The organism is Mesorhizobium sp. WSM4847, assembly GCF_055811335.1.
Window position 1 is genome coordinate 295,421 of the sequence record NZ_JBVVPY010000003.1, and the last position, 12,718, is coordinate 308,138.

A 12,718-nucleotide genomic window follows, 5' to 3' on the forward strand; every position below is an offset into this window, starting at 1 on the left:
AAGGTCACGCCTCATGATCGAAGATTCGCCCTTTGTCGCGGCCGCACCGGTGCTGGTGCCGATGCCCGCCGAGCGCCCCTACACCTATGCCGTGCCCGCCGGCATGCGCGTGGTGCCGGGCTCGATCGTGCGCGTTCCGCTCGGCCCGCGCCAGGTCGCCGGCATCGTCTGGGACGGAGCCGTCGAAAAGGTCGATGCCAAAAAACTGCGCCCGATCGAGCAAGTCTTCGACTGCCCGCCCATCGACCGCGCTATGCGCCGCTTCGTCGACTGGATCGCGCAATACACGCTGTCGCCGCCCGGCATGGTGGCGCGTATGCTGCTGCGGGCGCCGGAGGCCTTCGACCCGGAACCGTGGATCGAAGGGCTGCAACGCACCTTGGCCAGACCCGACCGTGTGACGGATGCGAGGATGCGCGTGCTGGAGACAGCCGAAGGCGGGCTCGCCTGGACGCGGTCCGGGCTGGCGCATGCGGCCGGCGTGTCGTCGACGGTGATCGACGGGCTGAAGGCGCAAGGCGTGTTCGAGACCGTCATGATCCCGCCGCGACCGGTAGTCGCAGCACCCGACCCAGGCTACGCCCAGCCATCGCTGATGCCGGACCAGCGCGATGCAGCCGAGATGCTGCGCAGCAATGTCGCGGCCGGCGCATTCGGCGTCACGCTGCTCGACGGGGTGACCGGATCGGGCAAGACCGAGGTCTATTTCGAGGCGGTGTCGGCGGCGCTCGACCGCGGCAAGCAGGTGCTGATCCTGCTGCCGGAGATCGCGCTGACCCACGCCTTCCTCGAGCGCTTCCAGGAACGGTTCGGCGCCAAGCCGGCCGAATGGCACTCGGACCTGCCGCCAAGGATGCGCGAGCGTGTCTGGCGGCAGGTGGCGGAGGGTGGCGTGCGCGTCGTTGCCGGCGCGCGTTCGGCGCTGTTTTTGCCGTTCAGGGAGCTTGGGCTGATCGTCGTCGACGAGGAGCACGACCCCGCCTACAAGCAGGAAGACCGCGTCTTCTACAATGCCCGCGACATGGCGGTGGTGCGCGGCCACATCGGCGGCTTTCCGGTCGTGCTCGCCTCGGCGACACCGTCGGTCGAAAGCCGGGTCAATGCGAGCCAAGGCCGCTATAGCAGGGCGGTGCTTTCGGCGCGCTTTGCCGAGGCGGCGCTTCCTGACCTGAAGACGATCGACATGCGCCGCGCCCCGCCGGCACGCGGCGGCTTCCTGTCGCCGGTGCTGCTTGGCCATATGCGCCAGACACTGGAGAAGAAGGAACAGTCACTGCTGTTCCTCAACCGGCGCGGCTATGCGCCGCTGACGCTGTGCCGGGTCTGCGGCCATCGCTTCGGTTGCCCGGTCTGCTCGGCCTGGCTGGTCGAGCACCGCTTTCGCGGCCAGCTCGTCTGCCACCATTGCGGGCACAATGAGCGGCGGCCCGGGGCCTGCCCGGAATGCGGCACGCTCGACCATCTGGTCGCCTGCGGGCCGGGCGTCGAGCGCATCGCCGAAGAGGTCGTCGCGCATTTCCCCGACGCCCGCACCATCGTCCTGTCGTCCGACCTGATGGGCGGCGTGCGGCGGCTGAGGCTGGAGCTTGAAGCCATCGCAAATGGCGAGGCCGACATCGTCATCGGCACGCAGCTCGTCGCCAAGGGCCACAATTTCCCCAACATGACACTGGTTGGCGTGGTCGACGCCGACCTCGGCCTGGCCAATGGCGATCCGCGCGCCGCCGAACGCACCTTCCAGCTACTCAGCCAGGTGACCGGCCGCGCCGGCCGCACCGGCAAGAAGAGCCTTGGCCTGCTGCAGACCTTCCAGCCCGACCACCCGGTCATGCGGGCGATCGTCTCCGGCGACGCCGAGGCTTTTTATGAGCGCGAAATCGCTGAGCGCGAGCGGGCGGTGCTGCCGCCTTTCGGCCGGCTCGCCGGCGTCATCGTCAGTGCTGCGACGCGGGCGGAAGCGGAGGGCCATGCGCGGGGTTTGCGGCGCGCCGCACCTCAGGCCGCCGATCTGTTCGTGCTCGGCCCGGCCGAGGCGCCGCTGTCGCTGATCGGCGGCCGCCATCGCTTTCGCCTGCTGATCCAGGGCGAGCGGCGCGCCGACATGCAAGGGTTCATCCGCACCATGCTGGCCGAGGGACCGAAGCTGCGGGGCTCGGTGCGCGTGCAGGTCGACATCGACCCGCAGAGCTTTTTGTGAGGCGTTTGGAGTTAGTCTAGTCGGCCGCAGGCGGGTCTTGCAATATATTCCAGCACCACACCTCGAGCGCCTCACTCCCTGTGTGGTCTCATGTGGTCATAATGCATAGCGTTCCATAAAGGAGGAACAGCCCGTCATGAAGCTCTTGGTACGACGCGCATCCATACCGAGGCGGCGGTCGTGTTCGCGTTGGACTGATGCGCGCCCGTAATTCGTGACGCGCATCTGGCGCATGGCTCTTGCTTCGCTAGAATGCCCGAAATTTCGAAACAGCCATTTGCGAGGGGACAGTATGGAATTTGCGTTTCCGTGGCCGATGAGCCAGGGCGAGTGGCTGGCGTGGTCGAGCGCCGTCGTGACCTTGCTGTTCGGGCTGATGTTGTTCCTGGCGCCGGCACTGGCTTTCCGGATACTCAGACTGCAGGTCAAGCCCGAAAAGGCGGCGGCGATCGCCGAAGGGCGCGGCAGGATGTCAGGCTTCTATCTCGGCGTCGGCCTGTGCTGCATTCTGCTGGCGCAACCGCTGCTCTACATGGCGCTTGGCTTTTCCTGGCTGTTCACAGCCTTCGGTCGCCTGCTGTCGATGATGTCGGACAGCGCCAACACACCTTTCAACTGGGCGTCCATCGTGGTCGAACTGGTGCTGGCGGCGCTGCCGCTTGCCTTCGCTTTCGGCTTTGTGCCTTGAATCAAAGGCTAATTCGGGACCGGCGGTCGAACCGCGCCGCCGGATGCGACAATAGTGCCTGAAAACCATGCGGGGCGACGCATTGCGGTCTTAAAATGCCTGTGCTAGACGGCAATCGACTTTCGGCCGGGGATAGCGGAAGCCGCGTCTTCGTGCTTGGAAAAATGCAGTAAGGTCAAAGATTTAGCCAGAGTTTTCGCTCGCGCCAATAATCTGCGGCCTGTCAGACAAGAGAAAAGACGGTCCGTGGCCCAATCGTCATCGCCAATCTCAGGTGTCGCAGAGCGCTATGCGGGTTCGCTGTTCGAGCTCGCGCTCCAGGCGAATTCGGTCGGCCAGGTCGAGGCCGACCTCAACAGTTTCGCGGCGATGCTCGAAGGCAGTGCTGATCTGACCCGCCTGATCAATAGCCCGGTGTTCTCCAGCGAGGACCAGGCCAAGGCCATTGCGGCGATCGCCGACAAGGCAGGGATCACCGGCCTCACCGGCAATTTCCTGCGCGTCGTCGCCCAGAACCGCCGTCTGTTCGCCATTCCCGGCATGATCAAGGCATTCCGCCAGATCGCCGCCGAGCATCGTGGCGAGACCGCCGCTGAAGTGACCTCGGCGCATGCGCTGACCGACGCCCAGCAAACCGAGCTGAAGGCGGCGCTGAAAAGCGTTGCCGGCAAGGATGTCGCGATCACCGTGACCGTCGATCCGTCGTTGCTCGGCGGGCTGGTGGTCAAGATAGGCTCGCGCCAGATCGATACGTCGCTCAAAACCAAACTCAATTCGCTCAAGCTTGCACTGAAAGAGGTCGGCTGATGGACATCCGCGCCGCGGAAATTTCCGCAATTCTGAAAGACCAGATCAAGAATTTCGGCAAGGAGGCCGAGGTCTCCGAAGTCGGCCAGGTTCTGTCCGTCGGTGACGGCATCGCCCGCGTCTACGGCCTCGACAATGTCCAGGCCGGCGAGATGGTCGAATTCCCCGGCGGCATCCGCGGCATGGCGCTCAATCTCGAAGCTGACAATGTCGGCGTCGTCATCTTCGGCGCCGACCGAGACATCAAGGAAGGCGATATCGTCAAGCGCACCGGCGCCATCGTCGATACGCCGGTCGGCATGGGCCTGCTCGGCCGCGTCGTCGATGCGCTCGGCAACCCGATCGACGGCAAGGGCCCGATCCAGGCGACCGAGCGCAAGCGCGTCGACGTCAAGGCGCCCGGCATCATTCCGCGCAAATCGGTGAACGAGCCGATGTCGACCGGCCTCAAGGCCATCGATGCGCTGATCCCGGTCGGCCGCGGCCAGCGCGAGCTGGTCATCGGCGATCGCCAGACCGGCAAGACCGCGATCATCCTCGACACAATGCTCAACCAGAAATCGGTGCACGAGCACGGCCCGGAGAAGGAAAAGCTCTACTGCGTCTACGTCGCCGTCGGCCAGAAGCGCTCGACCGTTGCGCAGTTCGTGAAAGTTCTCGAAGAGCGCGGCGCGCTCGATTATTCGATCATCATCGCCGCCACCGCTTCCGATCCGGCGCCGATGCAGTTCCTGGCGCCGTTCACCGCCTGCACGATGGGCGAATATTTCCGCGACAACGGCATGCACGCGCTGATCAGCTACGACGATCTGTCGAAGCAGGCCGTCGCCTATCGCCAGATGTCGCTGCTGCTGCGCCGCCCGCCTGGCCGCGAAGCCTATCCGGGCGACGTCTTCTACCTTCATTCGCGCCTGCTGGAGCGGGCCGCCAAGCTCAATGACGACAATGGCGGCGGCTCGTTGACGGCTCTGCCGATCATCGAGACCCAGGCCAACGACGTGTCGGCCTATATCCCGACCAACGTCATCTCGATCACCGACGGCCAGATCTTCCTGGAAACCAATCTGTTCTTCCAGGGCGTCCGCCCGGCGGTCAATGTCGGCCTGTCGGTGTCGCGCGTCGGCTCCTCGGCGCAGATCAAGGCGATGAAGCAGGTCGCCGGCTCCATCAAGGGCGAGCTCGCGCAGTACCGCGAAATGGCGGCCTTCGCCCAGTTCGGCTCCGACCTCGACGCCGCGACGCAGCGCCTGCTCAACCGCGGTGCACGCCTGACCGAACTCCTGAAGCAGCCGCAGTTCTCGCCGCTCAGGGTCGAAGAACAGGTCGCGGTGATCTTCGCCGGCGTCAACGGCTATCTCGACAAGTTGGCGATCGACCAGGTCAGCAAATTCGAGCATGGCTTGCTCAGCCACATGCGCTCGGCCGGCAAGGAGGTGCTCGACGGCATCCGCAAGGAGAAGGCGCTGTCGGACGATCTGCGCGCCAAGCTGAAGGCGGAGATCGACACCTTCGCCAAGACCTTTGCTTGAACGACGGCCGGACGGACGGGATCAGGTTTGAAGCATGCCTTCACTAAAAGACCTTCGTAACCGTATCGCCTCGGTCAAGGCGACGCAGAAGATCACCAAGGCGATGCAGATGGTCGCCGCGGCGAAGCTGCGCCGCGCGCAGGAGGCTGCGGAAGCAGCGCGCCCCTATTCGGAGCGCATGGGCGCGGTGCTGGCCAACATCACCCAGGCGATCGGCGGCGGCGGCGAGGCCCCGGCGCTGATGACCGGCACCGGCAAGGACGACGTGCATCTGCTCGTCGTCTGCACCGCCGAGCGTGGTCTGTGCGGCGGCTTCAATTCGCAGATCGCACGCCTTGCCCGCGACCACATCCGCAAGCTTTTGGCCGACGGGAAACAGGTCAAGATCATCTGCGTCGGCAAGAAGGGGTTCGACATCCTGCGTCGCGACTATGCGGCGCTGATCCTCGAGCGCGTCGACTTGCGCGAGGTGAAGACGCTGGGCTTCGTCAATGCCGATGGCATTGCCAAGAAGGTCATCCAGCTCTTCAACGAGGGCGGCTTCGACATCTGCACGCTGTTTTACTCGCAGTTCAAATCGGTGATCAGCCAGATCCCGACAACCCAGCAGATCATCCCGGCAGGCGTGCCTACCGCTACCGCCGAAGCGACGGACGGCGGCAGTGCCGTCTATGAATACGAGCCGGAGCCGGGCGAAATCCTCTCCGATCTCATTCCGCGCAACATTTCCGTACAGGTTTTTCGCGCCCTGCTCGAAAACGCCGCCGGCGAGATGGGCGCCAAGATGAGCGCCATGGACAATGCGACGCGTAACGCAGGCGACATGATCAACAAATTGTCGATCACCTACAACCGCCAGCGGCAGGCGCAGATCACCAAGGAATTGATCGAAATCATTTCGGGCGCCGAGGCGCTCTAGGCGCGCTCCCATGAAGGTCGGCGACCTTCAGGCGGATCGCGTGAGAAACAAAGAGACGAAAGGGTAAAGACGATGGCGAAAGCAGCGACCCCCCAGAAGGCGGCCCCGAAGACCGCCGCGACGGCGGCAGCACCGGCACAGGCTCCGGCAGTGGCAGCGAAGGCGGCTCCGGCCAAGAAGGCGGCAGCGCCCGCCAAGGCTGCCGCGGCGAAGGCGCCGACCGTTGCCATCAACAAGACCGGCTTGGCCGGCAAGGTTCGCCAGGTCATCGGCGCCGTTGTCGACGTGCAGTTCGGCGAACATCTGCCGGCGATCCTGAACGCCCTGGAAACGTCCAATGTCGGCAATCGTCTCGTGCTCGAGGTGGCTCAGCATCTCGGCGAGAACACGGTGCGCTGCATCGCCATGGACTCGACCGAAGGTCTGGTTCGCGGCCAGGACGTCTATGACACCGGCGCGCCGATCACCGTGCCGGTCGGTCCGGGCATGCTCGGCCGCATCATCAACGTCATCGGCGAGCCGGTCGACGAGGCAGGCCCGGTCGACGGCATCGAGATGCGCTCCATCCACCAGCCGGCGCCGACCTATGTCGAGCAGTCGACGGAAGCACAAATCCTGGTCACCGGCATCAAGGTTCTCGACCTGCTGGCACCCTATGCCCGCGGCGGCAAGATCGGCCTGTTCGGCGGCGCCGGCGTCGGCAAGACGGTGCTGATCCAGGAATTGATCAACAACGTCGCCAAGGCGCATGGCGGCTTCTCGGTGTTCGCCGGCGTCGGTGAGCGCACCCGCGAAGGCAACGATCTCTACCATGAGTTCATCGAGTCCGGCGTCAACAAGAAGGGCGGCGGCGAAGGATCCAAGGCGGCGCTCGTCTATGGCCAGATGAACGAGCCGCCGGGCGCGCGCGCCCGCGTCGGCCTGACCGGCCTGACTGTTGCCGAATATTTCCGCGACCAGGGCCAGGACGTGCTGTTCTTCGTCGACAACATCTTCCGCTTCACGCAGGCGGGCTCCGAAGTGTCGGCGCTGCTCGGCCGTATCCCCTCGGCCGTGGGCTATCAGCCGACGCTGGCCACCGACATGGGCGCGCTGCAGGAGCGCATCACGACGACGACCAAGGGCTCGATCACCTCGGTGCAGGCTATCTACGTGCCGGCCGACGATCTAACCGACCCGGCGCCGGCGACCTCGTTCGCCCACCTTGACGCGACGACCGTGCTCAACCGCGCGATCTCGGAAAAGGGCATCTATCCGGCCGTCGATCCGCTCGATTCGACCTCGCGCATGCTCGACCCGATGGTCGTCGGCGAAGAGCACTACCAGGTCGCCCGCCAGGTGCAGTCGATCCTGCAGCGCTACAAGTCGCTGCAGGACATCATCGCCATCCTGGGCATGGACGAGCTGTCGGAAGAGGACAAGCAGACGGTGGCCCGCGCCCGCAAGATCGAGCGCTTCCTGTCGCAGCCCTTCTTCGTCGCCGAAGTGTTCACCGGCGCGCCGGGCAAGCTGGTCGATCTCGCCGACACCATCAAGGGCTTCAAGGGCCTCTGCAACGGCGACTACGACCACCTGCCGGAAGCCGCCTTCTACATGGTCGGCGGCATCGAAGAAGCGGTCGAGAAGGCACAGCGCCTGGCGGCCGAAGCGGCGTAATCAAGCGAATAGCGAATAGGGAGTAGCGAATAGAGGCGATGTGAGCCGAGCGTTTTTGTCTATTCGCTACTCACTACTCGCTATTCGCTAAAATTGATCATGCCTGAAGCTTTCAAATTCGAACTGGTCTCGCCGGAGCGCCTGCTGGTTTCCGAGCAGGTCGAATCCGTCGTCATTCCCGGCGCCGAAGGCGAAATGACCGTCATGGCCCATCACGCGCCGGTCATGACCACGATCAAGCCAGGCGTCGTCACGGTGAAGACCGCAGAAGGCAAGGCAGAGCGCTACGTCGTGTTCGGCGGCTTTGCCGACATTGTTCCGGCCGGCTGCACGCTGCTGGCCGAATCGGCTGTAGCCGTCGGCGACATCGACCGCGCCGACCTCGCCCGCCGTATCCAGGAAGCCAGGGAAGACGTCGCCGACGCCAAGGACGACGAGACGCGCAGCAAGGCCGAGCAGTTCCTTAGCCAGCTCACCACACTCGAAGGCGCGATTTTGCCGGCATAGGGCGGGGCGCCCTCTTGCCTTCTCCCCTTGTGGGAGAAGGTGGATTGGCGCGCAGCGCCAAGACGGAAGAGGGGTGTTGGACGGAGTGCTGTCGGCGCCAAGCTGGAGCACCCCTCATCCGACCTCGCTTCGCGAGGCCACCTTCTCCCACAAGGGGAGAAGGTAAGTGCCTCAGCCCGTTCGCGATCTACCGCGCGCATGGCGCGTTGCAGGCCGGCCTCAGAGCTTTTCGCCCTCAATGCCCAGCGCTGTGAAAGCAGCAGCCACGCCGCCCTGGCGCAGGCGTTCGAGATGGGCGGCCGCGAGGTCGATCAGCGTCAGGCGCTCGGCACCGCCCTTGGCGAAGCCGGCCAGGTCGAACACCGCCACCACCGCTTCGCCAGCCGACAGATGCCGAGTGTCGAGTGCGGCCAAAGCCAAGTCGAGCGGGTCGGTGAAGTGGTTTTCCGGCAAGGCTTTGCCGCGCGCCTCGCAAGCCGCGATCCAGGCGGCCACCACCAGCATCAGATAGGCGGGCGGGGCACCGTTACTCATCCGCTCCATTGCCGAGGCAATGATGCGCTGAGGCAGTTTCTGGCTGCCATCATTGGCGATCTGCGCCGTCCGATGGGCGAGCGCGGTGTTCGAATAACGCTTGGCGAGCTGGGCCGTGTAGTCGGTCGTGTCGAGCCCGGCGTCTTTCGGCAGTGTCGTGATCGCCTCGGCCCACAATCCGTCGACGAATTGCCGGATCGCCGGATCAGCGAAGGCGCGGTCGACCGTCTCATAGCCGCTGAGCAGGCCAAGATAGGCGATCGCCGAATGCGAGCCGTTGAGCAGGCGCAGTTTCATGTCCTCGAACGGCCCGACGTCACCGACCATGGTGACGCCGAACCTTTCCCAGGCCGGCCTGCCCGCCGGGAAATCGTCTTCGACCACCCATTGGCAGAACGGCTCGGTCATGACAGGCCAGGCGTCGACGACGCCGAGCTGGCCCGATATCCGTGCCCGGTCGGCATCGGTGGTCGCCGGCACGATGCGATCGACCATGCTCGACGGAAATGCCACCTCGTCAGCGATGTGGCGGGCGAGATCGGTACCGCGCAAAGCGCCGAATTCGACCAGCAGCCGGCGCAGCGTGGCGCCATTGGCAGGGAGATTGTCGCAGCACAGCACGGTGAATGGCTGGATACCGGCGACGCGGCGGCGCGCAAGCGATTCGGCCAGAAAACCATGCGCCGTCCGCGGCATTTGCGGGTTGGCCAAATCGTGGACGATGTCGGGATGGGCTGTGTCCAGTCCGCCACCCGCCGCCCTGAGATAGGCTTTTTCGGTGATCGTCAGTGTGACGATGGCGGTGCGCGGATCAGTCAGCGCGGCCAGCACCGCACCGGGATCTTCCGGCGCCACCAGCATCGACAGGATCGAGCCGACGACGCGCAGGCTTTCGCTGTCGCTGCTCCTGACCGCCAGCGTGTAAAGTCCGTCCTGCGGCGCCAGCGCGTCGCGTGTGTCGGCGCTTCGCAGCGAGACGCCGACAATGCCCCAATCCGTCTCTCCTGCCTCCAGGCAGTCGTCGACATAAGCTGCCTGATGGGCGCGGTGGAATGCGCCGACGCCGAGATGGACGATGCCGGGTACGACACGGTTGCGGTCGTATCCGGGGACCGCGACCGAAGCCGGCAATGCCTGCCGCGTGCTGTTGGAAAGGCGTCTGTCTGTCATCGTGCGATGGGTCTGATCGAGCTCGTGCCGGGCGTGGCCAGCTTGCGGCGTAACATCCGTTTCGTTCCCGCACAATGGGCTGACGCCGCGTTAAAGTCATCATACAACAATCTATTTTTTGTATGTTGACATTATTTCTTTCCGATCCTACCGATGGCCGGGTTGGGAGGAACGACGTGGCCGCATTGACCGATCCGGATCTGCTGTTTCCCTCGGAGGCGCGTCCGCTGTCGCTCGCCCGCGATCTCTACGCCGCTGTCAAGGATCTGCCGATCGTCAGCCCGCACGGTCACACCGATCCGCGCTGGTATGCGCTCAACGAGGCGTTTTCCGATCCAGCGCAATTGCTTGTTGTGCCGGACCATTACATCTTCCGCATGCTGTTCAGCCAGGGCGTCCGGCTCGAGGATCTCGGCGTGCCAACGCTCGACGGCTCACCGGTGGAGACCGACGGCAGGACGATCTGGCGGCGCTTCGCCGAGCACTATTATCTGTTCCGCGGCACGCCGACGCGGTTATGGCTCGACCATGTGCTTGCCTACCTGTTCGGCATCGAAGAGCCGCTGACGGCCGCAACCGCCGACGCCCACTACGACACGATCTCGACCTTGCTGCAGTGGGAGAATTTTCGCCCGCGAGCCCTGTTCGAGCGCTTCAACATTGAGGTCATCGCGACGACCGAAGGCGCGCTCGACGATCTCAGATGGCACCAGATGATCCGCGACAGCGGCTGGGAGGGCCGCGTCGTCACCGCCTATCGGCCGGACGCCGTCGTCGATCCCGATTTCGAAGGCTTTTCTGCCAATCTCGATCGGCTCGGCGACATCACCGGCTGCGACACCGGCAGCTGGGCCGGCTATCTCGATGCGCATCGCCAGAGAAGGGCCTTCTTCAAAAGTTTTGGCGCGACCGCGTCGGATCACGGCCATCCGACAGCGGAGACCGCCAATCTGTCGGATGCCGCCGCGCAGGAGCTGTTCAACCGCATCCGCCGGGGCTCGGACGACGAGCGTGAGCGAAAACTGTTTCGCGCCCAGATGGTGACCGAGATGGCCAAGATGAGCCGCGACGATGGGCTCGTCCTGCAGATCCATCCCGGCTCCTGGCGCAATCATTCGCCTGCCGTCTTCCACAAGTTCGGCAGGGACAAGGGTTTCGATATCCCGACCAGAACCGACTATGTGACGGCGCTGAAGCCGCTGCTCGATTGCGTCGGGCTGGAGCGCGACGTCACCGTCATCCTCTTCACGCTCGATGAGACCAGCTATGCGCGCGAACTGGCGCCGCTCGCCGGCGTCTATCCGGCGCTGAAGCTCGGGCCGGCCTGGTGGTTCCACGACAGCCCGGAGGGCATGCGCCGGTTCCGCGAGATGACCACCGAGACAGCCGGCTTCTACAACACCGTCGGCTTCAACGACGACACCCGCGCCTTTCCATCCATCCCGGCTCGCCACGATGTGGCGCGTCGGGTCGATTGCGCCTTTCTTGCGCGTCTCGTCGCCGAGCACCGGCTCCGCGAGGACGAGGCGCACGAGCTGGCGCAGGAACTTGCCTATACGCTCGCGAAAAAGGCGTACCGGCTCTAACGGCGCTTGCCGCCATCGTTCAAACGGGAGGAACCAATGCTGCATTTTTCTAGACTGGCGGGAGCTACGCTACTGGCCGCCGCACTGATGGCCGGAACGGCAAGCGCCCAGACGGTCCTGCGCTCGTCCGACACGCACCCGGACGGCTATCCGACGGTCGAGGCTGTCAAATATTTTGGCGAGCTGGTGAAGGAGCGTACGGCCGGCCGCTATTCGGTCGATGTCTATCATTCCGCGCAACTCGGCGAGGAAAAGGACACGATCGAGCAGGTGCGCTCCGGCGTGATCGACCTCAACCGCGTCTCGATGGCGCCGTTCAACGGACTCATCCCCGAAACCACCGTGCCCTCGCTGCCCTACATCTTCCGCTCGGAAGACCATATGCACAAGGTCATGGACGGACCAGTCGGCGACCAGATCGCGGCGGCGTTCGAACAGGTCGGGCTGGTGCTGCTCGCCTTTTATGACGGCGGCGCGCGCTCCTTCTACAATTCGAAGAAGCCGATCAACACTGTAGCCGATATGGCCGGCTTGAAATTCCGCGTCATCCAGTCCGACATCTTCGTCGACATGGTGGCCGCACTCGGCGCCAACGCGACGCCGATGCCGTATGGCGAGGTGTATTCGGCGATCGAAACCGGGGTCATCGACGGCGCGGAGAACAATTTTCCGAGCTACGACACGGCCAAGCATGCGGAAGTCGCCAAGCACTATTCGCTCGACGAGCACACGATGGTGCCGGAAGCCTTTGTCATGGCGAAATCGAGCTGGGACAAGCTGACGCCGGAAGACCAGGCGATCTTCAAAGCGGCCGCCAAGGAAAGCGTCGCCAAGCAGCGTGAGCTGTGGGCCGCCAAGGTCAAGGAATCGCGTGCCAAGGTCGAGGCGGCCGGTTCGCAGATCACGACGCCGGACAAGCAGCCCTTCATCGACGCGATGGGACCGGTCTACGAAAAGCACGTCAAGGAGGACAAGCTGAAGGCGATGGTCGAAGCCATTAGGGCCGTGCAGTGATCAGCGGCGGGGCGGGGGATAAGCCCCCCCCCCCGTTGGGGGGGAAACACAGGACAACCACACAGAAAAAAGACCCGACCACTTCCGCCAACCCCCCGGGGATTGGCGCGG

Annotated in this window: 10 protein-coding genes; 9 read left to right on the forward strand and 1 reads right to left on the reverse strand. The window is 64.6% G+C overall.

The annotated features are described in order from the left end of the window. Nucleotides 1–13: 13 nt before the first annotated feature. The 7 genes from AC0L28_RS05955 (at nt 14) to AC0L28_RS05985 (ending at nt 8,303) form a co-directional block, all read left to right on the forward strand. The gene (locus tag AC0L28_RS05955) at nt 14–2,197 is read left to right on the forward strand and encodes a primosomal protein N' (RefSeq protein ID WP_473476174.1); all 2,184 of its coding nucleotides are present in this window, start codon (nt 14–16) and stop codon (nt 2,195–2,197) included. Nucleotides 2,198–2,489: 292 nt separating this feature from the next. Then, a complete protein-coding gene (locus AC0L28_RS05960) occupies nt 2,490–2,885 on the forward strand; it encodes an AGROH133_08824 family phage infection protein (protein WP_023800088.1) in 396 nt (131 codons plus the stop codon). A gap of 246 nt (nt 2,886–3,131) precedes the next feature. Continuing rightward, complete coding sequence (locus AC0L28_RS05965) at nt 3,132–3,692, forward strand: F0F1 ATP synthase subunit delta (protein ID WP_023800087.1); 561 nt, start codon at nt 3,132–3,134, stop codon at nt 3,690–3,692. Further along, nucleotides 3,692–5,221, forward strand: coding sequence for a F0F1 ATP synthase subunit alpha (atpA, locus tag AC0L28_RS05970; protein WP_023800086.1), 1,530 nt, complete (start codon nt 3,692–3,694; stop codon nt 5,219–5,221). Before AC0L28_RS05965 ends, atpA begins: the two co-directional genes overlap by 1 nt. Before the next feature lie 34 nt (nt 5,222–5,255). Beyond that, the gene (locus AC0L28_RS05975) at nt 5,256–6,140 is read left to right on the forward strand and encodes a F0F1 ATP synthase subunit gamma (protein ID WP_023800085.1); all 885 of its coding nucleotides are present in this window, start codon (nt 5,256–5,258) and stop codon (nt 6,138–6,140) included. A 72-nt stretch (nt 6,141–6,212) separates the two neighbouring features. Next, nucleotides 6,213–7,796 carry a F0F1 ATP synthase subunit beta gene (atpD, locus tag AC0L28_RS05980; RefSeq protein ID WP_023800084.1) on the forward strand — a complete coding sequence of 528 codons (1,584 nt, stop codon included), beginning with the start codon at nt 6,213–6,215 and terminating at the stop codon, nt 7,794–7,796. A 99-nt stretch (nt 7,797–7,895) separates the two neighbouring features. Continuing rightward, complete coding sequence (locus tag AC0L28_RS05985) at nt 7,896–8,303, forward strand: F0F1 ATP synthase subunit epsilon (protein ID WP_027154563.1); 408 nt, start codon at nt 7,896–7,898, stop codon at nt 8,301–8,303. 219 nt (nt 8,304–8,522) lie between these two features. Here the strand turns inward: AC0L28_RS05985 and AC0L28_RS05990 are convergent, their stop codons facing one another. Further along, a complete protein-coding gene (locus AC0L28_RS05990) occupies nt 8,523–10,007 on the reverse strand; it encodes a mannitol dehydrogenase family protein (RefSeq protein ID WP_128173609.1) in 1,485 nt (494 codons plus the stop codon). 176 nt (nt 10,008–10,183) lie between these two features. Between AC0L28_RS05990 and uxaC the strand changes: the two genes are divergently transcribed. Both uxaC and AC0L28_RS06000 read left to right on the forward strand, forming a co-directional pair. Next, entirely contained in the window at nt 10,184–11,593 is a 1,410-nt protein-coding gene (uxaC, locus tag AC0L28_RS05995; RefSeq protein WP_128173608.1) for a glucuronate isomerase, read from the forward strand. Between the two features lie 36 nt (nt 11,594–11,629). After that, nucleotides 11,630–12,607, forward strand: coding sequence for a TRAP transporter substrate-binding protein (locus AC0L28_RS06000; protein ID WP_473476181.1), 978 nt, complete (start codon nt 11,630–11,632; stop codon nt 12,605–12,607). The last annotated feature ends 111 nt before the right edge of the window (nt 12,608–12,718 follow it).